This is a genomic window from Bartonella sp. CR127HXZ, from assembly GCF_042194555.1.
In the GTDB taxonomy this organism is placed as follows: Bacteria; Pseudomonadota; Alphaproteobacteria; order Rhizobiales; family Rhizobiaceae; genus Bartonella; species Bartonella grahamii.
The window spans coordinates 343835-365162 of the sequence record NZ_JBHIMZ010000001.1; the positions used below are offsets into that span (position 1 = coordinate 343835).

A 21328-nucleotide genomic window follows, 5' to 3' on the forward strand; every position below is an offset into this window, starting at 1 on the left:
ATGAGAATAATGGGATAAGGGTATGTAAGCTCATGACGAATATAACATCTGTAACGAATCTTCAAGACATAGATAAAAATACTTATAACGATGAGTTGTATCGTTTAAGTAAGGTATATATTTTTTTAGGGATTACAATTATTGTATTGGCGTTACTTACGGCCTCTGTTTCATTTATTATTCTTATTGGATTAACCCCTGTTGTTCCCAGTAGAACAGTAACCCTTATTCTTATAGGGATTAATAGTTTTTGGGTTTTAGGGCTTATTGTCATCGTTTTTTATGAGATGATTCCGATTATTCGTGCTTGGCGTTCAAGGCGTGCAGGATCGCGTCTTCATGTGCGCCTTATTTCATTGTTTGCACTTGTTGCGACAATGCCGGCTGTTGCTGTAGCTCTTGTATCGGGTCCAGCACTAAATTTGGGACTTGATCGATGGTTTGATACAACAACGCGGCAAATTGTGGGCTCTTCTATTGATTTAGCAAATGCTTATGCAGATGAAATGCTTCAAAATTTAAAAAATTTATCCTACGCGATGGCATTTGCACTTGATAACAAAAAACTCTTAGAACGTAATCCGGCTGAATATAGGATGCAATTGACGCGTCATGCTATAGGACGCAATTTGCGTGGCGCATTTTTGTTAAGTTCTAGCGGAGCTATTTTTATATCGAGTGCTCTTGGTGATGAAGATAAACTGCCAATTCCTCCTTCCAATCTTATTGAACGTGCAACCAGTGCGAGGCCTTTTTCTTTTCAACCAGGCGTGCATGATTATTTTGGTATTATTTTAAAATTTACCAACATTCCAAACACATTTTTATATTTGGTGCGTGACGTTGATAAAGGTGTTTTATCTGCTTTGCGTTTAACAGAAGTCAATACAGATCGTTATCGTGATTTAAATGAAAATCGCCTTCTGACGCAAATTGCATTTGGTATGCTTTATTTATGTCTTTTTTTTAGTTTATTCCTATCGGCTATTTGGGCTGCTATTGCTGTCGCTGATCGCTTAGTACGTCCTATTCGTCTTCTCATTAGTGCTGCTGATGATGTTGCTACTGGAAATATGGAAATTTTTGTGCCAGTACGCGCGAAGGACGGAGATATTGGGCAATTATCCAAAACTTTTAATTACATGGTCAGTGAATTGAAAAGTCGGCGCAATGAGTTGATTGCAGTACGTGATCAAATTGATGAGAGACGGCGTTTTTCTGAAGCAGTGTTATCGGGTGTAACAGCAGGAGTAGCGGGTATAGATGATAATGGTGATATTACAATTATTAATCGATCTATTGAAGCGATGTTTGATATTCGCTCTGAACACGTTGTTGGACAAAGTCTTTTATCTTTAAGTGCTGAAATTTGGCAGGTTTTTCAGTTTGCACGTTCATTGGATCGTAAAAATCATCGTGAGCAGGTTACTTTAAACGTTGCAGGAAAAGAGCGTGTCTGTAATGTCCAAGTTACGATGGAAGAGGATGATGGACAGGGGCAATCTTGGGTCCTAACAATTGATGATATTACAGACCTTGTTGCAGCACAACGTACAGCGGCGTGGGCGGATATTGCACGGCGTATTGCACACGAAATAAAAAATCCTCTCACACCCATTCAGTTATCCGCTGAACGCATTCGTAAACGTTATAACAAAGTTATTACACAAGATAGAGAGGTCTTTGAGCGGTGTATTGAGACAATTATTCGACAGGTTGGAGATATTGGGCGTATGGTTGATGAGTTTTCCTCTTTTGCACGTATGCCCAAACCACAAATGCATATTTTAGATATACGAGAATTGTTGCGCGAAGCATGTTTCTTGATAGAAGTGACACGACATGATATTCATTTTGAGCAAGATTTAGGAAGTCTACCACTTATGGGTGCATTTGATAACCGTCTCATTGTACAAGCTTTTTGCAATGTGATCAAAAATGCGAGCGAATCCATAGATTCAGTTATGCGAGAGGAAAATATTCACGGTCATATTCTTATCCGTTCTTATCGTCAAGAGGAATGGGTGGTTGTGGATGTTGTTGATAATGGGAAAGGACTTCCTAAAGAGCAAAGACAAAAGTTATTAGAGCCCTATATAACAACGCGGGAAAAAGGAACAGGGCTCGGGTTAGCCATTGTGCGCAAAGTTATTGAAGATCACGGTGGTTCCATGGAGCTTCATGATGCACCGGAGAGTTTTTATGAAGGTCGTGGTGCGATGATTCGTTTGATGTTTCCGGCGGATGGGGGTAAGCAGGGTAGTATTATACAAGCCATAAATCATAAGATAGGGGAATAGTATGGTATCAGATATCTTGATTGTTGATGATGAAGCAGATATTCGTGAGCTTGTTGCTGGTATTTTAGATGATGAAGGTTATGAAACGCGTGTTGCTTGTAACTCTGATGAAGCATTGGCTCAAATTAGTGAGCGTATTCCAAAGCTCATTTTTTTGGATATTTGGCTACAGGGTAGTCGTCTTGATGGTTTAGCATTGCTTGATGAAATTAAAACGCAATATCCGGCTCTTCCGGTCGTTATGATCTCTGGTCATGGTAATATTGAGACGGCTGTTTCCGCTATAAAGCGAGGGGCATATGATTTCATTGAAAAACCTTTTAAAGCAGATAGACTTGTATTGGTTGCAGAGAGAACACTTGAAAACTCAAATTTAAAACGTGAGCTTTTAGAATTGCGAAAGCGTTCGAACGAAACATTAGAGTTGCTCGGAAAATCGACAGTTGTAAAAAATTTGCGTCAAATCATAGAAAAAGTAGCACCAACCAATAGTCGCGTCATGATAACAGGTCCTTCAGGGGCAGGAAAAGAGACTGTTGCACGAACTATTCATGCGCTCTCAACGCGTTCGAATGGGCCATTTGTTACAATAAATGCTGCAACGATTACTCCGGAAAGAATGGAAATAGAGCTGTTTGGCAGTGAAATGGAAGGAAGAGAGCGCAAGATCGGTGCCTTAGAGGAAGCTCATGGCGGTATATTATATCTTGATGAAATTGCTGACATGCCACGTGAGACTCAAGGTAAGATTCTTCGGGTGTTAACGGGGCAGACATTTGAAAGAGTTGGCGGCACAAAACGTGTTAAGGTGGATGTCCGTATTATTTCTTCGACAGCGCAAAATCTTGAAAACCTCATTTCCGATGGGCGCTTTAGAGAAGATCTTTTCCACCGTCTTTCGGTTGTTCCTATTGCTGTTCCGCCCCTTTCAGCGCGTCGTGAAGATATTCCAGAACTTGTACATCATTTTGTAAAAACAATATCACAGCAGGTTGGGATTAAACCGCGTGCAATCAGTGATGATGTGATTGCTATTTTGCAAACGCATGCTTGGCCGGGTAATGTGCGGCAATTACGTAATAATATTGAGCGTCTTCTTATTCTTGTGCGGGATGGTGATGGTCCTATAACAGCGGATTTTCTTCCCAGTGAAGTAAGTGATTCTTTGCCACGTCTTCAAATGGATTCAGATGAAAGTATAATGGATTTGCCGTTACGTGAAGCACGAGAATTGTTTGAAAAGAGATATTTAGTGGCACAGATTGGGCGTTTGGGTGGAAATATATCACGTACTGCTGAATTTATAGGCATGGAGCGTTCAGCTTTGCACCGTAAACTTAAAGCGCTTGGAGTTTCTTAAAGCGATGCGTGTTATTATTTGCGGAGCAGGACAGGTTGGTTATGGGATAGCAGAGCGTCTTGCTGCTGAAAATCACGATGTTACTGTTATTGATATTGAAACGAGATTAATTGAAAAGATTCGCGATACATTGGATGTGAGAGGTTTTGTTGGTCACGGTTCACGTCCTGAAGTTCTTTTGGCTGCAGATGCAGACAAAGCTGATATGTTGATTGCTGTCACTTTGTTTGATGAAGTCAATATGGTAGCTTGTCAAGTGGCACATTCATTATTTAATGTGCCCACAAAAATTGCTCGTATTCGTTCACAATCTTATTTAGAGCCACGTTATAAGACGCTTTTTTCCAGAGAGAATATTCCCATTGATGTGGTTATTTCGCCAGAAGTTGAAGTTGGGGAAATGGTTTTGCGCCGTATTGCTTTACCTGGTGCAATAGATGTTCTTTATTTTTGTAATGATGATGTTGTTGCGCTAGCCTTGGAATGCATGGAAGATTGTCCAGTTATTAATACACCTTTGCGTCAATTAACAGAGCTTTTTCCAGATCTTCATACGACGGTTACCGCTATTAAACGTGGCGCGGAATTATTGGTTGCACATTCAGAAACGCAATTACGCGTTGGTGATATAACCTATCTTGTTGTTGCTCGTGATCAAATGCGCCGTGCTGTTGGGCTTTTTGGTCATAAAGAACAAGATGCCCACCGCATGATTATTGCAGGAGGCGGTCACATTGGCCTTTATGTTGCACAGGCTATTGAAAAGCGTTTCCATAAATTAAAATTGAAGATTATAGAATCGCATAGAGAAAGAGCTCTCACGATTGCTGATCAGCTTGAAAAAACAACAGTTTTATACGGTAACGTGTTAGATCCAGTGATTCTTCAAGATGCGGGAATTGATCAGTCCGATTTAATGATTACATTGACCAATCAAGATCAGGTTAATCTCTTAAGCGCTATTATTGCTAAAAGATTGGGCTGCAAAGCCAATATGGTATTGATTAATAATGTTGCCTATCAAGAATTTAGTCGTGCTGTTGGTGTGGATGCATATCTTAATCCCCATAGCGTTACAATATCGAGAATTTTGCAACAAATGCGCCGTGGACGTATTCGTTCTGTTCATTCAGTTTTTAATGGCCGAGCAGAAATTATTGAAGCTGAAGTGATGCAAACATCTTCATTGGTTGGTAAGTCATTATCAGAGCTCAATTTATCAAATGGTTTGAGAATTGGTGCAATTTATCGCAATAAGACAATAATACAGCTTTCGGCAGATACGCGCATTTTGTCTGGTGATAGAATAGTGATTTTTGCTCTTGCTGATAGGGTTCGTGATGTTGAACAACTCTTTCGCGTAAGTTTAGAATATTTTTGATATATTATCTATGGATATTTGTACTTTTTGGTATAGTGGACAATTAAGATTGGTGGATAGGCTTTGTTTGTCCTCAATGGTTAAAACTGGACAGCGCGTTAAGCTTTTTAGTTATGATAAAAAAATAGATAATCTTCCTGCCGGTGTTGAGTTGCATGAAGCCGAATCAATTTTGCCACGCTCAGCAATTTATCGCCTTGATCCCGATTTTTCTGATGATAAACCAGGGTGTACAATTGTTCAGTTTTCGGATTTTTTTCGTGTTATGCTGATGAAATATCAACAAGGTGTTTGGTTAGATACAGATGTTTACCTTGTTAAACAATTTCATCCAGATGCGGATAAGGTTTGGTTGGCAAGAGAAAATAATACAAGAGTAGGCGTTTCTGCACTTTATTTTCCGCCTAATAACCCTATTATAAAAGTATTTGAAGATTATTGGGCAGGCACAGAAATTATTCCTCATTGGCTTGGGTTTAAGCGTCGTGTTTGGAGACCTTTCTGGTTAAAGAGGAAAAAAATGCCGATTTTGCCGGGAAGTCTTGGCGTTACGATATTTGGCAATGATGGTATTTCGCGATTAGCAAAACGATATGGTTTTTTTCATGCAGCAAAGGAAAAGGAAACTTTTTATTATTGGACTGGGCGAAAAGCTGAACGTATTTTTGAACCAGCTTTTGGCGTAAAGCCGCTTACAGATTCACGCTTGATAGGCTTTCATATTCACAGAAAGACAAAAACCACGAAAAGACCTCGGGAAGGAAGTTTTTACCATTGGGCGGTATCTCGCATTCCTGATGTTCATCATTTGTTTAAGTAGAGTTATTATTGCTATTTTAACTATTGGGATTTTAATCTATCTTAAACAGCTCTTGATTGTAGCTTGCACAAGAGAGTAATGTTAACGTATGGATAAAAACATTGAATGTGTAAAGAGCGGTTGTTATATGAACGGAAAGTAGAAATATGAGTGATCCAATGAAAACAGCATTAAGCCTTGTTCCTATGGTTATTGAACAAACCAATCGTGGTGAACGGGCCTATGATATTTTTTCCCGTCTTTTAAAGGAGCGGATTATTTTTATTAATGGTCCTGTCGAAGATGGTATGGCAATGCTTGTTTGTGCACAATTGCTTTTCTTGGAAGCGGAAAATCCTAAAAAAGAAATTAGTCTTTATATTAATTCTCCAGGTGGTGTCGTAACATCTGGTATGGCTATTTATGATACTATGCAGTTTATTCGCCCTCCTGTTTCTACGCTTTGCATGGGGCAGGCGGCATCTATGGGGTCTTTATTGTTAACAGCTGGAGCAAAAGGTCATCGTTTTACATTGCCAAACGCACGTATTATGGTGCATCAACCATCCGGTGGTTTTCAAGGTCAAGCTTCAGATATTGAGCGACATGCGCAAGACATTATAAAGATGAAACGGCGTTTAAATGAAATTTATGTTCAACATACAGGTCAAGATTATGAGATTATTGAGAGAACTCTCGATCGCGATCATTTTATGACAGCAGAAGAAGCCAAAGCGTTTGGCTTAGTTGATGATGTTATACAATATCGTGCAGAAACTGAAAAAGAAGAAAAAGATTAAGAATTTTTATAGAAAAAACAGCTACTTTAAATCACAGAGTTTTATAAAAAATATCGCAAAATAAGAGAAACACCTAAAAATATTGAGACATGCATGGTTTTCTATATGTCTTTTAGTTTTCATGATGAAAAGCTTCCTTTGGAAAGGCAAAGTATTCATATATCGTGGTGAAAGGAAAGAAAAATGAGCAAAATTAGCAATAGCGGGAACGAATCAAAAAATACTCTCTATTGCTCGTTCTGCGGCAAGAGTCAGCATGAGGTGCGTAAGCTCATTGCGGGGCCTACTGTATTTATCTGTGATGAATGTGTAGAGCTTTGCATGGATATTATTCGGGAAGAAAATAAGTCTTCTGGGGTTAAGGTGCGTGATGGTGTTCCTACGCCACAGGAAATTATAACAGTTCTTGATGATTATGTTATTGGTCAGCAGCATGCAAAGCGTGTTCTTTCTGTTGCTGTTCATAATCATTATAAACGGTTGGCGCATCAGTCTAAAAGCAATGATATTGAGTTGGCTAAATCAAATATTCTTCTTGTTGGTCCAACGGGCTGTGGTAAAACTTATCTTGCACAAACATTAGCACGTATTATTGATGTGCCTTTTACGATGGCGGATGCGACCACTTTGACGGAAGCAGGCTATGTAGGTGAGGATGTAGAAAATATTATTTTGAAACTTCTTCAAGCTGCTGACTATAATGTTGAACGTGCACAACGTGGCATTGTTTATATTGATGAGGTTGATAAGATTTCTCGTAAGGCTGACAATCCTTCTATTACAAGAGATGTTTCGGGGGAAGGAGTTCAGCAAGCGTTATTAAAAATTATGGAAGGAACGATTGCTTCTGTTCCTCCTCAAGGTGGACGTAAGCATCCGCAACAAGAGTTTCTTCAGGTTGACACCACAAACATCTTATTCATTTGTGGGGGAGCTTTTGCTGGGTTAGAACGGATTATTTCAGGGCGTGGTGAAAAAACTTCTATTGGTTTTTCTGCGACCGTTAAGGCTCCTGATGAGCGTTGTGTCGGTGAAATTTTTCGTGATTTAGAGCCTGAAGATCTTATAAAATTTGGTTTAATACCAGAATTTATTGGGCGCCTTCCTATAGTCGCTACCTTAGAGGATTTAGATGTTAACGCCCTTATGCAAATTTTATCACAACCTAAAAATGCTTTAGTAAAGCAATATCAGCGTCTTTTTGAAATGGAGAATGTCGAGTTATCATTTCATGAAGATGCTTTACGTGTTATTGCGAAGAAAGCAATTGAACGTAAAACTGGCGCTCGTGGTTTACGTTCTATTATGGAGAAGATCCTTCTTGAGACGATGTTTGAGCTACCGGCTCTTGAAGGCGTTCAAAAAGTGGTTATTTCGAGTGATGTCGTTGATGGGAAAGCGCGTCCTCTTTATATTTACTCAGAACGTGCAGAAGATAAAGAAAATGTATCAGCATGATATTGTGCTAAGCACAATATGAAAGGTGGTAATAAACAGTATTTGATGGGTGTTTATAATAATATCATTATAATGCTTGATTTATGTATTAGTAATTACCACTTCATGTATTGTGAAGAGCTGAGGTTTTCTAAAGGTGAGCTGGTTGTTGTAGATAGCTCATAGGCTCCAGAAAGGAGAGTTATGCAATATATTGATGAAAAGACAGATGAAGTAAGAGATGGGGTTTATGCTGTTTTACCTCTTCGTGATATTGTTGTCTTCCCCCATATGATTGTTCCACTTTTTGTGGGCCGCGAAAAATCAATTCGTGCTCTTGAAGAAACGATGGCGGTTGACAAGCAAATACTCTTGGTGACACAAAAAAATGCTTCTGATGACGATCCAAAATCAGAGGATATTTATCATATTGGTACATTTGCTAATATTCTTCAACTTTTAAAGCTTCCTGATGGTACTGTAAAGGTTTTGGTTGAAGGAACTGCACGTGCAAAAATTAGTCAATTTGCTTTAAGTGAAGGTTATCATCAGGCATATGCGACTGTTACAGAAGAATCTAGAGAGAGTGATGTTGAGATTGAAGCTCTTTCAAGGTCAGTGATTGCTTATTTTGAAAACTATGTAAAGCTTAATAAAAAAATCTCTCCTGAAGTTGTTAATGCGATTGGTCAGATTGATAATCCTTCTAAGCTTGCCGATACGATTGCTTCTCATTTGATGATTAAACTTGCAGAAAAACAGGAAATACTAGAGCTCTTACCTGTACGGGCCCGTCTTGAACGTGTTCTGTCCTTCATGGAAGGAGAAATTTCTGTTTTGCAGGTTGAAAAACGTATTCGTTCGCATGTTAAACGGCAAATGGAAAAAAACCAACGAGAATATTATCTCAATGAGCAGATGAAGGCTATTCAAAAAGAGTTAGGGGCAGGTGATGATAGCCGAGATGAACTCTCTGAATTAGAAGAACGTATCAAGAATACAAAACTATCCAAGGAAGCACAGGAAAAAGCTGGGGCAGAATTGAGAAAATTACGGAATATGTCTCCTATGTCTGCAGAAGCGACAGTTGTCCGTAACTATCTTGATTGGTTATTAGCAATGCCTTGGGGTAAAAAATCTAAGATTAAAAACAATTTAGATTTTGCTGAAAAGGTCATGAATAATGAACATTTCGGTCTTGAAAAGGTTAAGGAGCGGATTATTGAATATTTGGCTGTACAAAGTCGCGCGTCAAAGATAAAAGGTCCTATTATTTGTTTGTTAGGTCCTCCTGGTGTAGGGAAAACATCATTAGCGCGCTCTATTGCAAAGGCGACGGGGCGTGAGTATGTTCGTATCTCTTTGGGAGGCGTGCGGGATGAAGCAGAAATTCGCGGACATCGCCGAACATATATTGGTTCGATGCCTGGAAAAATTATCCAGTCTATGAAAAAAGCAAAAAAATCTAATCCGCTTTTCTTGCTTGATGAAATTGATAAAATGGGACAAGATTTTCGTGGAGATCCTTCATCCGCTTTATTAGAAGTTCTTGATCCTGAACAAAACAGTACATTCATTGATCACTATTTGGAAGTTGAATATGATCTTTCTGATGTCATGTTTATCACAACTGCCAATACGCTTAATATTCCAGGTCCGTTAATGGATCGTATGGAAATTATTCGTATTGCTGGTTATACTGAATGTGAGAAAATGGAAATTGTTAAACAGCATCTTTTACCAAAGGCACTAAAAGATCACTCTTTGTCTAAAAAAGAACTCAGTATTTCTGATGGAGCACTAAGGTCAATTATTCAGTTTTATACACGTGAGGCAGGCGTTCGTAACCTTGAGCGTGAACTCATGAAAATTTCCCGCAAATCTGTTACAAAAATTCTCAAAACGCATCAAAAATCTGTAAAAGTTACAGAAAGTAATATTCATGATTTCTTGGGTGTTAAACGTTATCATTACAATCAGATTGAAGGAGAAAATCAAATTGGTGTTGTGACAGGCCTTGCGTGGACAGAAGTCGGTGGAGAGTTATTGACCATTGAAGGAGTTATGATGCCCGGCAAAGGTAAGATGACTGTAACTGGAAATTTACGTGATATTATGAAGGAGTCCATTTCAGCGGCAGCATCTTATGTACGTTCTCGTGCTGTTGATTTTGGTATTGAACCTCCACTTTTTGAAAAACGCGATATCCATGTTCATGTTCCAGAGGGTGCTACGCCAAAAGATGGCCCATCTGCTGGGATTGCAATGGTGACAGCAATTGTTTCGGTTCTTACAGGAGTAGCTGTGCATAAAGATATTGCAATGACTGGTGAAATTACTTTACGTGGACGCGTTTTACCAATTGGTGGATTAAAAGAAAAACTCCTAGCAGCTCTTCGAGGAGGGATAAAAAAGGTACTTATTCCTGAAGAAAACGCAAAAGATTTGGTTGATATTCCTGACGATGTCAAAAATAATATGGAAATTATTCCGGTAAATCATGTGAGTGAAGTTTTGAAACACGCTTTGGTTCGTTTTCCAGACACTATTGAATGGAAAGAACCCTCTACGGTGGCTGTCCCAATCCGGTCAGAGGGCAGTGATAGTGAAGGAATACAGATTGCGCACTGATTCACTTATCTCATTTATAACGGCATTTTTTAGGTGGCAGAAGGCGTTGTTGAGGTTATTGTTCTGTTTTTTGTTGGAAAAAGTGAAAAATTCCGTGAATAACTGTGATTATTGCTAAAAAAACAATGTTTTGGATAAAAATAAGACTTCTGTTTGCTGTACTTTTCAATAAACTGACCAATAACATGATTAAGTCATGTTGTCAGGTAATATAGGGAAAGGAAATATTTTATGAATAAAAGTGAATTGGTTAGCTCCGTTGCTGAAAAGGCAGGTGTTTCGAAAGCGCAAGCTGGTGCTGTTGTTGATGCTTTTATGGCTTCTGTAACAGAAGCTTTGGCTTCAGGGGGAGATGTTCGTCTTCCAGGTTTTGGCTCTTTTGAAGTTTCTCATCGTGCTGCAACAAAGGGGCGTAATCCTTCAACTGGTGCTGAGATCGATATTCCAGCACGTTCTGTACCTAAATTTTCTGCAGGAAAAAGCCTTAAAGAAGCAGTTAATAAAAAATAATTTAAGCTACATAAAAAAACCCGATTTATTTATAAGCGGGTTTTTTTTAGCACATGTATTATGCCCATTTTTCATATAACACGTTGAGATTTTTGCGGTATTTTTTATTTTCATGTATTACTTGTATTTTTGAAAATAATTTTAAGTGTTGTATAAAATACTGTCAGCTTAAAATATATTTTTTAGCCTTTTCAGTAAAATATTGCACTGTATTAGTGCAGTACCGGTGTGGCTTATAAAATGTAATGTTAACTTTTATTACGCTGAAGTGTTACGATATTTATTTCAAAACAAGATCCGTAAATAGTATGAGGCAAAAAACTCTGTAAAGTCTATAAAAGTTATTATATACCACCATTTACGCTTAATAAAAGTGCATGTTGGTGCCACCGTACTGTTTTTCTCAGTTCCTATAATGTTGCGATTAGCCCTCAACATCTGAGATGAGTGCATAAGGAATAGTTTTATTCTTTTACTTATACGCCAACCTTGCTTGTGACGCACCAAGAGGATAAGTTTTATTGATTTATTATAAGAGATTCTGAAATGAAAGAATCTTATGATATTCAGATTTCACTTTCAATATTGTGATTTTTCTTGGCATTTGAGAGGGAAGAGATAGATCCAGCTCTATCCTACAAATATTTTTTCCATATCCCTATTTCACTTGTGATATGCAAGCGAGCGTTTTTTCTTCATCACACAAGAGTTAAAGTGAGAGAATAACACAAATTTTGATGAAGGAAGTTAAAAAACAGAAAAATTACTCTTATAAAATAATGTATATTACGTAATATAAAAAATATTAATAGAGATAATACAGTATTGCTTGTTTATTTTCCATCTATTTAAATTTTTATTATTCATAATATATTGATATAATTATTTTATTTTTAGTCATTAAATCATATTAAATTGTTGATAGCGGTAAAGGTTTTTTATAGCCAAAAGTTATTTTACAAGCACCTACATAATTAAATAAATGATGAAACGTAGAGTAGTATTTATTGATTGGGGGAGACAGTCTTTAAAAGGCTTTAGAATGATTTTTTCACGAGAGTCATAAAGATCTATTCAGTAGATGAGAGGCGAATCGTGTGTTTTTTATAAGGAACTCTTTGATTCTTTATCTGCTAACCACTGAGTACAATCATTGAGAGCTCTTGCTGTGATGGCTTGTTTTTTTACTAATTTTTTTTCTTTACTTGCTAGGCGTTTTCCTGAATGTCTAATAGAAGCAATAGGGGGAAAGAGTCCGAAATTGATATTCATTGGCTGAAAGGACTGTGTTTCTGCTTTTTCATCTATGATGTGTCCCCCTGTAATATGATTCAAAAGGGCTCCGAATGCTGTCGTTTGTGGGGGTAGGCAAGGGGAAATATGATGATATTCGGCAGCAGCAAAACGTCCAGCAAGAAGCCCTATTGCCGCTGATTCTACATAACCTTCACATCCGGTAATTTGCCCTGCAAAGCGTAGTTGTTTTTTTTGTTTTAAACGAAGGGTTTGATCAAGAATAATTGGCGAGTTGAGGTAGGTATTGCGGTGAAGACCACCAAGACGCGCAAACTCTGCTTTTTCAAGACCGGGAATCATTCTAAAAATGCGAATTTGTTCACCATATTTCAGTTTTGTTTGAAAGCCGACCATATTGTAAAGCGTTCCAAGTTTATTATCTTGGCGTAATTGAACGACAGCATAGGGTTTAACTGTAGGGTTATGGGCATTGGTTAAGCCCATAGGTTTCATAGGACCGTGTCTTAACGTTTCAAGTCCGCGCTCAGCCATAATTTCAATGGGGAGGCATCCATCAAAATAGGGCGTTTTTTCAAAGTCACGAAACTCTGTTTTTTCAGCATTTTTTAATGCTTCAACGAATGTTTTATATTGTTCTTTGTTGAGGGGACAATTAAGATAATCTTTTCCTGTTCCCTCAGGACCAATTTTATCATAGCGAGACTGATACCAACAAATGTTGATATCAATACTATCGGTATGGATAATAGGTGCAATCGCATCAAAAAAAGAAAGAGCTTTTATACCGGTTATTGCTTGTAATTCTTGAGCAAGTGCAGGTGATGTAAGGGGACCCGTTGCAATGACAACATGTTTCCAAGCTTTAGGAATTTCTTGAACTTCTTCACGTTTGATTGTTATAAGAGGATGGTTTTCGATTGCTGTCGTAACGGTTTTTGAAAATCCATCACGGTCAACAGCAAGGGCACTACCTGCGGGAACTTTGTTGGCATCAGCAGCTTTCATAATTAACGATTTCGCTAATCGCATTTCAGCATGTAAAAGCCCTACGGCATTTGTTAATGAATCATCGCAACGAAATGAATTTGAACAAACCAGTTCTGCCAAATTATCGGTTTTATGGGCATCTGATTTTTTTTCGGGTCGCATTTCATGCAAAACAACAGGAATTCCTGATTGAGCGATTTGCCAGCTTGCTTCACACCCCGCAAGACCACCACCGATGATATGAATTGGGATATCGAATGTCTTTAACATAATTGACTTTTAGCGTAAGCAGTTATGTATGAAAAGCATAGATTTTGTTTTTTTTAATATATTTGTTTGCTTTTTTCCCGTAATTAATGGTATAGAGACGCCGCTTGTATAAGGTTATTAGCTTGTAAGTTTGAGCGGATGTGGCGAAATTGGTAGACGCACCAGATTTAGGTTCTGGCGGGAGACCGTGGGGGTTCGAGTCCCTCCATCCGCACCAAAGCAATCCCTTAAGTGCTACGGATTTCTACGTGTCTGAAATTCCGCTTCATGGTAAATGTAACACTCGAAGTGTTAGAATGTAATGATTATTAGAGTGGGTTTATCCCTCTCCTTAGGAAAATGAAGGTGTTTAATGCAGGTTACCGAGACGCTTAATGAAGGACTGAAGCGCGAAATTAAGATCGTGGTTCCAGCGAAAGATTTAGAAGAAAAGCTGAATGAAAGATTGGATGATACCAAGGGAAAAATCAAGCTTAATGGTTTTCGTCCCGGTAAAGTGCCTAGTGGACATTTGCGAAAAATGTATGGTAAATCCTTTATGGCGGAGATTCTCAATGAGATACTCAGTGATGCGCCTCGGTCTATTTTAGCAGATCGCAATGAACGTGCAGCGATGCAGCCAAAAATTGATATAGATGAAGATGAAAAAATTCTAGATGGCAAAGCTGATTTTACTTTTAGTTTAAAGTATGAAGTTTTACCAAAAATTGAAATTAAAGATTTTGAACATATTAAGGTTATCCGTGAAATTGCAACTATTCCTGAACAGGATATTGATGATCAAATCAATCGCGTCCTTTCTTCTACGCGTAATTATTCCCTAAAAGAGGGGGCTTCTGAAGAAGGTGATCGTATTACCATAGATTATCAAGGTAAGCTTGAAGGCGTTCCATTTGAAGGTGGGGCAGATAGTGATGCACAACTGATTCTTGGATCAAAACAATTTATTCCTGGTTTTGAAGAGCAATTGGTTGGTGTGAAAGCTGGGGATGCAAAAACGATTTTTGTTAAATTTCCTGATGATTACAGTGCAGCACATTTGGCCGGACGGGAAGCAGAGTTTGACATTACTGTCAAAGCTGTCTTTAAACCAGATGAATTAAAAATTGATGATGAAGCAGCACAAAAAGTTGGTTTAGAGTCTCTAGATCGCTTACGTGAGGTCGTTCGTGGGCAGATTGAAAGCCAATATGGTTCAGTGACACGTCAAAAAGTTAAGCGTCAAATTCTTGATGCTTTAGATGCTGATTATAATTTTGAGATTCCTGAGGAACTTTTAGAGATTGAGTTTAACAATATATGGGCTCAGGTTAATGATGATTTGAAAAAGGCTGGGCGCAGTTTTGAAGATGAAGGTATTACAGAAGAAAAGGCACGGGAGGAATATCGTGTCCTTGCGCAACGTCGTGTTCGTCTTGGTTTGGTGCTTTCTGAAATTGGAATGAAGGTTGGTGTTAAAGTTAGTGAGGATGAGCTAAAAGCAGCCGTTTTTGATCAGGTTCGCCAGTATCCTGGACAAGAGAAAGAGATTATGGATTTTTTCCGCAGGACTCCGGAAGCTGTTGAAAATCTACGTGCTCCGATTTTTGAAGAAAAGGTCATTGATCATTTATTAGCACAGATAAAAGTCACAGATAAAGAAGTGACGGTTGAAGAGTTGATGAAAGAATATGACGAATCAGATGTCCCTGAAGAAAAGCCGGCAAAGAAAAAGTCTGCAGTGAAAGAAACGTCTACAGAGAAAACATCAGCTAAGAAAAAAGCTCCTAAAAAAGCTTAATATTTATGCAAACAGAAAAAGCCCGATAGAATCGGGCTTTTTGTAAGATTTATATCCTAGGATTGCACTGAGAGAATGGTTTTAGATAAGCCATGAGTATATTTTAAAATATTGGTAGTGGATTGGCAATGAGCATCATTGATACGCGTACTCCTGATTCTAAGCGTTTTATTTCTGGAGTTACAGGTGATTGGGAAGTCATCATTGGCATGGAAGTTCATGCGCAAATCATATCAAATTCAAAACTTTTTTCAGGAGCATCAACCAAATTTGGTGCAGAGCCAAACAATCATGTATCACTTATTGATGCAGCCATGCCAGGTATGTTGCCTGTTCTTAATCAAGAATGTGTCCGTCAAGCGGTTCGAACGGGGTTAGGATTAAAGGCGCATATTAATTTAAAATCTGTTTTTGATCGCAAAAATTATTTTTATCCAGATTTACCGCAGGGGTATCAGATCTCTCAATTTCGCTATCCCATTGTGGGAGAGGGAAAGATTATCATATCTGTTGGTCCAGATTCGAATGGCCAATTTGAGGATATTGAAGTAGGAATTGAGAGGTTGCATCTTGAACAGGATGCTGGAAAATCGATGCACGATCAACATCCAACGATGTCTTTTGTAGATCTTAATCGTTCTGGTGTTGCTCTTATGGAAATTGTTTCCAAACCTGATATGCGCTCATCAGATGAAGCCAAAGCCTATATGACAAAATTGCGTACGATTGTTCGTTATTTGGGCACTTGCGATGGCAATATGGATGAAGGTTCTATGCGTGCAGATGTCAACGTATCTGTTCGTCGTCCTGGTGAAAATTTTGGAACGCGCTGTGAAATTAAAAACGTTAATTCTATTCGCTTTATTGGTCAAGCCATTGAGTATGAAGCGCGTCGTCAGATCGCAATTTTAGAAGATGGAGGCGTCATAGATCAAGAGACTCGGCTTTTTGATTCGGCTAAAGGTGAAACGCGCTCTATGCGCTCAAAAGAAGAAGCACATGACTATCGTTATTTTCCTGATCCTGATCTTTTACCATTAGAATTTGATCAAGCGTTTGTGGATGCTTTGGCAGCAGACTTACCAGAATTGCCTGACGCTATAAAAGCACGTTTTGTTAAGGAAATGGGATTGACAGTGTATGATGCTTCCATTCTTGTGACAGAAAAGGCTATTGCTGATTATTTTGAAGAAGTAGCACGTGGGCGTGATGGAAAAATAGTTGCCAATTGGGTGATTAATGACCTTTTAGGGGCTTTAAATAAAGATAATTGTGAGATTGAAGAGTCACCGGTATCGCCAAATCAATTGGGAAGCATTATTGATCTCATAAAAGAAGGAGTTATTTCTGGAAAAATTGCCAAAGATCTTTTTGAGATTATTTGGAATGAGGGGGGAGATGCACGCCAAATTGTAGAAGAGCGAAATATGAAGCAGGTGACAGATACAAAGGCAATTGAAAAAGCCGTTGATGAAATCATTGCTAATAATTCTGATAAAGTTGCGCAAGCAAAACAGAAACCCGCTTTAGCTGGTTGGTTTGTTGGACAGGTAATGAAAGCAACAGGTGGTAAGGCAAACCCTCAAGCTGTTAATGAATTGGTTAAGATGAAACTTGGCATAGATTAAATTTTATGGGGTGGAGAAGAAGCCATACATATGATATCTTCTTGAAATTAAGGGATAGCACGTTATCCTATCAATTGGAATTGTAGCTGAATTTACTAGTAACTTTTTCGGTAATTTCAATCGTTAACAGTTTTATTCCAACGATTAATTTCATGAGCGCACTAAATGAATGGAATAGCAGATGGCTCATTTTTTTAAGCAAATCTTCACATGGTGGAATGGCAATACCATTGGTACGCGTTTTTTCACATGGCGCAAAGGTAAGCGGATAGGGGAAGATCAATTTGGAAATATATATTATGAAGGGGGACTTCATAAGGATGGTTATCCGCACCGTTGGGTTATCTATAAAGACTATTCTGAGGCCTCTACTATTCCACCAGGTTGGCACGGCTGGATTCATCATCGCTGTGAGTACCCACCAACACAGGAGGATTATCATCCTTATGAATGGGAAAAGCCTCATGTTGCAAATATGACAGGAACAAGTGAGGACTATCGACCAAAGGGGGCTATCACCTCCAATGGAGAGCGTTCTTGTGTGCATGAAGATTATGATGCGTGGTCACCTAAAAAATAAAAGATTTTAGTGTGCGCGTGTATTTTTGTCTTATTGGACTCTATGTTATGAAAAGAATTATTTTTAAGATGCGATTGATTTTGATATGATGAGATTTTTTTTATTGTTAGGGGTAAAGCATTTTATATATATTTTTTTAATGGGAGTTTTAGTATTTTTATCCTTAAATAGTGGAGTGCGGGCTGAGCGTATTAGCAATGGAATTGCTGTTTTTGCAGGTCTTGACAAAATCACGGGGCGGACCACACGTTTTGAAGTTACTCTTGGTAAAATTTATCAGTACGGTGCATTACAGGTGACGCCACGTGCGTGTTATACGAGCTCTAAAGATGAACCAACGCGTACAACTGGTTTTGTTGAAGTCAATGAAGTGACATTAGATAAAAAAGTACGGCGTATTTTTACAGGATGGATGTTTGCAGATAGTCCTGGTTTGAACGCTGTTGAGCATCCTATTTATGATGTGTGGTTAAAGGATTGCAAGCAGAATTCTCAAGATCTTCCTCTTCAATGATTAGTGTGTTATCTATTATAATACATTGATTTATAATGGCCCTTTATCATTTTACAACTTAATAAGAGGTTCAATTTCCTATGATTGCCTCATTTAAAATTTTTCTATATTGAATTAATCCAAATTATTCTCTTGCGCATTACAAGTGGCGGATGTGCAGATAAGATTCTCTAAGATAAGGAATAAAAATTTCCTTCATGAACTGTTTAAATTCAAAGAGGCATCATTAAAATAAACATATTTTGCAGTGTTTCATAAGAGACAGTTCTTGAATTATATTTGTTAGAGGTTGAAATGAAAGGCTTGTTGATATTTGTTAAAGAGATGAACTGAAGCTTTTGCATTTATGAGGGAAACAGACTATCAAGTGAGTAGTTCATCATGAAACACTAATGAATATATCTAGAGAAAGCTGTGTTGATAGTTTTTTCTCATAGAGATGTCGTTTTTCATTCAAAGAGTAGAAGCAATGCAAGCTATATTAATGGAAAAATTGAGATTTAAGATTATTTAAAGTTTATCAATCGAAGTATAGTTTGGTTATAAAATGCAATGATCAGTATGTTTCTAGTAAAAAAACAATGTTTATATATTTTTATTATACACCACCTCATAAGTGAGTTTGTCTATTCGTAAGTTCTTGTATATTACATGATAACTTCACATTTAAATAAGCAGGATACCGCTAAGTTTGTAAATCATATTCTTGATATCCGTGCTTTTTAAAATCTTTTGTATAAAATACACGTGTTTTCATGTAGAGCTATTGAAAATTTAAAAAGGGGCTTCGAAGAGGCGTTGAAAAGATTCTGCATCACTGGGAGTGGTATATTTATTTTGTATAAAGAATAACCCATTCTCTAAAGAATACGAGATTTTATAAAATGAAAGTTTCTAGTCACCAACATAATAATGTTTCTCGATTACCGAAACAACCTAAAGAACCCTTGTTGAATGTTCCATTTATTATAGTTGTTTTGATAGCATTTTGTTTTTGTCTTTATTGCATTTCTCAGTATTTTTTTTCTCATAAGGTTTATGTTGAAAGTCTTGAATTTTTTTCATTTATACCAGCATTGTTTAAGAGGGATCCTGTAGCACTCTGTTATACCATGGTGAGTTATTCATTTATGCATAGTAGTTTTAAACATGTTGCTCTTAATATGGTTTGGCTTTTGGTTTTTGGCTCTCCTTTAGCAAGGCATTTTGGTGTTTTACGTTTTTTAATTTTTTGGGTGTTAACGGCTGTTATTTCTGTTTTGACTTATTTTACATTTCATCAAGAAAGTACCATATCACTTATTGGGGCGTCAGGTGCCGTATCTGGAATGATGGGAGCTATTGCACGTTACGGTTTTTCTAGTGGTTATCTATCTGTTAATGCGCAGAACGAAAATTTTTTGGGACCTTTATTGTCCGTCAAAAAAGCTCTGTGTTCTAAGGGGGTACTTGTTTATATGAGTGTATGGCTGACGGCTGATTTTATCATAGGTATTTCTTCTATTTTGTTTGAAGAAAATGGCATCTCAATAGCATGGGAAGCTCATATTGGCGGGTTTCTTGCGGGTTTTTTGTTGGTTGGTTTTTTTGATGTTTCACAAAAAAATTAAAAACTAGAATCTAAGATATTTATGTGCCACATAAAGCGCTATTGTTGCTGCATTTGAAACATTTAATGATTTAATATTTCCAGGCATATCAAGGCGTGTTAAAGCGCAAACGGTTTCACGTGTTTTTTTACGTAAACCTTTACCTTCTGCTCCTAAAACAAGAGCAATTTTATTCCCTGTTAATGCTGTTTCTAGAGGTTTGTCCCCTTCTGAATCGAGACCAAAGCTTGTAAAACCTGTTTGATGAAGTTCTTGAAGAGCTTCAGCGAGGTTTCGTACGGTAATATAATGAATCATTTCCAGAGCTCCAGATGCCGCTTTCGCAAGAACACCGCTTTCGTGGGGAGAGTGACGGCAAGTTGTAATAAGCGCTTTAGCTTTCAATGCAACTGCAGAGCGCATAATAGCGCCAACATTATGCGGATCGGTAATTTGATCCATGACAATGACCAGATCAGTATTGGTTAGTTCCGAAAGTTTGCATGGTTTGAGGGGTAAAGTTTCCAAAACAATACCTTGATGAACAGCCTCACTTCCAACAAGCGAATCAAGATATTTGGGGGTGCATAATGTAACAGAGCAAGGATAATCTGATTCGGATATATTTAATCGTTTTAAGGCATTTTGTGTAACGTAAAGACATTTTAAAATTCTTTTTGGGTTTTCTAAAGCTGCCTGAACAGAATGAATGCCATAAAGATGGATGATCCCTTGCTGTAAAGAAGCAGCTTTCTTCTTTAGGTGTGTAAAAGATCGAGAAGGAGAGCCTTTTGTATCGCGATATCGGCGACGTAAACGAGCATAATGAGAATTTTGTGATGTTTTTTCTTTCATAGCTTCTTTATAGCGTGTTAATAAGAAAAATAGAGAGAAAAAATCTGTGATTTAAAGTTATGAGCAGGAAATTTGTACAGAATTGTATTTATTCTGTTGACAGATACAATAGTAATCGTCATAACCACTTCGCAATCAGATTGAATTGAATGGGTATTCAAGATGGTTTTCGTAATGTCTCATTGCGCGACTTTACCGGTGTAATGGAGGGGTGCCCGAGTGGTTAAAGGGGGCGGACTGTAAATCCGTTGCGTATGCTACGTTGGTTCGAATCCAACCCCCTCCACCATTCATCGAAGGAGAGTTATTATGTGAGTCAAGCGGGTATAGCTCAATGGTAGAGCAGCAGCCTTCCAAGCTGAATATGCGGGTTCGATTCCCGCTACCCGCTCCAAATAGTTGTTGGTGATTGGGCAAATAGGTATGATGGAGGATATTCCATTTATAGATTGGGTGGGGTTTTCCGTCTAAGAGTTGTGGTGATTGAGCTGGTTACAGCCTAGTCGGATTGAGTTTTGCAGGACTGTCCCTAGGTGCTAACAAGAATAGGGAATAAAACAAGAGATTAATAGCGATGGCGAAGAGCAAGTTTGAACGAACAAAACCGCATGTTAATATTGGTACGATTGGTCACGTTGATCATGGGAAGA

General features: G+C 38.0%; 15 protein-coding genes, 3 tRNA genes and 1 pseudogene. 17 read left to right on the forward strand and 2 right to left on the reverse strand.

The genetic code is table 11. From position 1 onward, the window contains the following. Positions 1 to 32 precede the first annotated feature (32 nt). The 8 genes from ACFIKY_RS01395 (at position 33) to ACFIKY_RS01430 (ending at position 11218) form a co-directional block, all read left to right on the forward strand. Positions 33 to 2300, forward strand: a complete 2268-nt coding sequence (locus ACFIKY_RS01395; protein ID WP_375636489.1) for an ATP-binding protein — start codon at positions 33 to 35, stop codon at positions 2298 to 2300. Position 2301: 1 nt separating this feature from the next. Beyond that, positions 2302 to 3660 (forward strand): sigma-54 dependent transcriptional regulator, encoded by a 1359-nt coding sequence (locus tag ACFIKY_RS01400; protein ID WP_012755009.1) that lies wholly within the window; start codon positions 2302 to 2304, stop codon positions 3658 to 3660. Positions 3661 to 3664: 4 nt separating this feature from the next. Beyond that, the gene (trkA, locus tag ACFIKY_RS01405) at positions 3665 to 5041 is read left to right on the forward strand and encodes a Trk system potassium transporter TrkA (protein WP_375636487.1); all 1377 of its coding nucleotides are present in this window, start codon (positions 3665 to 3667) and stop codon (positions 5039 to 5041) included. A gap of 10 nt (positions 5042 to 5051) precedes the next feature. Beyond that, positions 5052 to 5861: a hypothetical protein gene (locus ACFIKY_RS01410; protein ID WP_375636485.1), complete on the forward strand. Its 810-nt coding sequence runs from the start codon at positions 5052 to 5054 to the stop codon at positions 5859 to 5861. Positions 5862 to 6007: 146 nt separating this feature from the next. Further along, positions 6008 to 6640, forward strand: coding sequence for an ATP-dependent Clp endopeptidase proteolytic subunit ClpP (gene clpP, locus ACFIKY_RS01415; RefSeq protein ID WP_012755012.1), 633 nt, complete (start codon positions 6008 to 6010; stop codon positions 6638 to 6640). Positions 6641 to 6823: 183 nt separating this feature from the next. Further along, entirely contained in the window at positions 6824 to 8098 is a 1275-nt protein-coding gene (gene clpX, locus ACFIKY_RS01420) for an ATP-dependent Clp protease ATP-binding subunit ClpX (RefSeq protein ID WP_012755013.1), read from the forward strand. Positions 8099 to 8281: 183 nt separating this feature from the next. Further along, the gene (gene lon, locus ACFIKY_RS01425; RefSeq protein ID WP_012755014.1) at positions 8282 to 10708 is read left to right on the forward strand and encodes an endopeptidase La; all 2427 of its coding nucleotides are present in this window, start codon (positions 8282 to 8284) and stop codon (positions 10706 to 10708) included. Between the two features lie 231 nt (positions 10709 to 10939). Beyond that, positions 10940 to 11218, forward strand: coding sequence for an HU family DNA-binding protein (locus tag ACFIKY_RS01430; protein WP_012231443.1), 279 nt, complete (start codon positions 10940 to 10942; stop codon positions 11216 to 11218). 1104 nt (positions 11219 to 12322) lie between these two features. Here the strand turns inward: ACFIKY_RS01430 and trmFO are convergent. Then, the gene (trmFO, locus tag ACFIKY_RS01435; RefSeq protein ID WP_273788337.1) at positions 12323 to 13732 is read right to left on the reverse strand and encodes a methylenetetrahydrofolate--tRNA-(uracil(54)-C(5))-methyltransferase (FADH(2)-oxidizing) TrmFO; all 1410 of its coding nucleotides are present in this window, start codon (positions 13730 to 13732) and stop codon (positions 12323 to 12325) included. 134 nt (positions 13733 to 13866) lie between these two features. Between trmFO and ACFIKY_RS01440 the strand changes: the two genes are divergently transcribed. The 6 genes from ACFIKY_RS01440 (at position 13867) to ACFIKY_RS01465 (ending at position 19844) form a co-directional block, all read left to right on the forward strand. After that, a tRNA-Leu gene (locus ACFIKY_RS01440) sits at positions 13867 to 13949 on the forward strand. A 135-nt stretch (positions 13950 to 14084) separates the two neighbouring features. After that, a complete protein-coding gene (tig, locus tag ACFIKY_RS01445) occupies positions 14085 to 15512 on the forward strand; it encodes a trigger factor (protein WP_375636480.1) in 1428 nt (475 codons plus the stop codon). 128 nt (positions 15513 to 15640) lie between these two features. Then, on the forward strand, positions 15641 to 17140 hold the full coding sequence (gene gatB / locus ACFIKY_RS01450) for an Asp-tRNA(Asn)/Glu-tRNA(Gln) amidotransferase subunit GatB (RefSeq protein ID WP_375661306.1): 1500 nt from the start codon (positions 15641 to 15643) through the stop codon (positions 17138 to 17140). A gap of 181 nt (positions 17141 to 17321) precedes the next feature. Then, positions 17322 to 17720, forward strand: coding sequence for an NADH:ubiquinone oxidoreductase subunit NDUFA12 (locus tag ACFIKY_RS01455; RefSeq protein ID WP_375636476.1), 399 nt, complete (start codon positions 17322 to 17324; stop codon positions 17718 to 17720). 88 nt (positions 17721 to 17808) lie between these two features. Then, positions 17809 to 18234: a DUF2155 domain-containing protein gene (locus ACFIKY_RS01460; protein WP_012755019.1), complete on the forward strand. Its 426-nt coding sequence runs from the start codon at positions 17809 to 17811 to the stop codon at positions 18232 to 18234. An 884-nt stretch (positions 18235 to 19118) separates the two neighbouring features. Continuing rightward, entirely contained in the window at positions 19119 to 19844 is a 726-nt protein-coding gene (locus ACFIKY_RS01465) for a rhomboid family intramembrane serine protease (protein WP_375636474.1), read from the forward strand. A 3-nt stretch (positions 19845 to 19847) separates the two neighbouring features. Here ACFIKY_RS01465 and ACFIKY_RS01470 read toward each other — a convergent pair whose 3' ends face one another. Beyond that, a complete protein-coding gene (locus tag ACFIKY_RS01470) occupies positions 19848 to 20678 on the reverse strand; it encodes an RNA methyltransferase (RefSeq protein ID WP_026500346.1) in 831 nt (276 codons plus the stop codon). Between the two features lie 205 nt (positions 20679 to 20883). On the opposite strand from ACFIKY_RS01470, the gene ACFIKY_RS01475 reads away from it, so the two are divergent. The 3 genes and pseudogenes from ACFIKY_RS01475 to ACFIKY_RS01485 form a co-directional block, all read left to right on the forward strand. Next, positions 20884 to 20967: transfer RNA gene (locus ACFIKY_RS01475), tRNA-Tyr, on the forward strand. Between the two features lie 31 nt (positions 20968 to 20998). After that, a tRNA-Gly gene (locus ACFIKY_RS01480) sits at positions 20999 to 21072 on the forward strand. Between the two features lie 180 nt (positions 21073 to 21252). Next, positions 21253 to 21328 (forward strand): annotated as a pseudogene (locus ACFIKY_RS01485) (elongation factor Tu); the annotation flags it as partial.